This window comes from Bradyrhizobium sp. 142, from assembly GCF_023074015.1.
Lineage (GTDB): Bacteria > Pseudomonadota > Alphaproteobacteria > Rhizobiales > Xanthobacteraceae > Bradyrhizobium.
Genome location: NZ_JADPKQ010000459.1, coordinates 1 through 1,068, shown reverse-complemented (window position 1 = coordinate 1,068; position 1,068 = coordinate 1). Strand labels below are relative to the sequence as shown.

General features: G+C 62.7%; 2 protein-coding genes. Both read right to left on the bottom strand.

Annotation, left to right across the window (positions count from 1 at the left end):
• Nucleotides 1–235: 235 nt before the first annotated feature.
• Nucleotides 236–583, bottom strand: coding sequence for an IS66 family insertion sequence element accessory protein TnpB (tnpB, locus tag IVA82_RS42025; protein WP_028344503.1), 348 nt, complete (start codon nt 581–583; stop codon nt 236–238).
• Nucleotides 580–981 carry a transposase gene (locus IVA82_RS42020; RefSeq protein ID WP_247493886.1) on the bottom strand — a complete coding sequence of 134 codons (402 nt, stop codon included), beginning with the start codon at nt 979–981 and terminating at the stop codon, nt 580–582. The genes tnpB and IVA82_RS42020 overlap by 4 nt, the downstream gene beginning before the upstream one ends.
• Nucleotides 982–1,068 lie beyond the last annotated feature (87 nt).

Here is a 1,068-nt window from a genome sequence, read left to right as displayed (position 1 = left end):
GAACTGCTCGCGACGTGCCTTGGCCAGCATCAGCTTCAGCCGCTCGATTTCCAGGCGGCCCACGGTCACTTCGCTCTTCGCCAGCGTCAGCAATGCTCGCTGCGCAAGGATCATCGCGTGCGCAGCGGCAAGATCGGTGGGAAGCGGATCGGAGGGCGTCGTCACGATGACCATCCAACCATATTCGCCGCTCAAAATCCCGGCAGATTCTCTTCGTGAGTCAAAAAGCCACAGCTTATCCGGAAGCCTGCGGACGCCAGGTTGCCTGCGGCATCCGCCAGTCAATTCCGGACAGCAGATAGGATAGTTGCGCAACGCTGATCGTAACAACGCCGTCCGCCAGCGATGGCCACAGAAAGCGGCCGCGCTCCAACCGCTTCGTGAACAGACACGCGCCCTGGCCGTCATGCCAAATGATCTTGATCAAGTCGCCGCGACGGCCCCTAAAAACGTAGAGATCACCAGCGTGCGGATCCCGCTTCAAGCTCTCCTGAACCAGACGCGCAAGGCTCGGGAATCCGCGGCGCATATCGGTATGGCCGGTCGCGAGCCACACCCGCACATTGCCCGGTATGGCAATCATCGGCGCTCCAGCACGTCGAGCACCCGCGCCAGTGCTTCCGGGTCAACCTGTGCATCCACCCGGATGCGCCGCCGGTTGCCAAGATCGATCTCGATCAGTCCGTTCCAGGCGGCCGGTAACTGCCGTGTCCGGCGATCATGTTCGGACGGAGGTTTCGAATTTTGTTCGCCCGTTCCTACCGCCGAGGCAATCTGCACCGGCGCAAAACATGGCACGACCCGTTCGGCCGTCCGTGCCTGTCGTCGCCAGGTGAACACCACGCTCGCCGCAACGCCGTTGCGGCGCGCAACCTCCGTCACCTTCGCCTCCGGCGCCAACGTCTCCTCGACGATCCGCGCCTTGTCATCCTGCGACCAGCGCCGCCGCCGCTCAACCCCGCCCAAAACCTCGACCCGCATCGCCTGATGACCTTAAAGCTAGACTTAAGGTCACACGCTTCGCGAAATACCCCGCGTCAGACAAGACGGCGCTCGTCGGATGCGTAC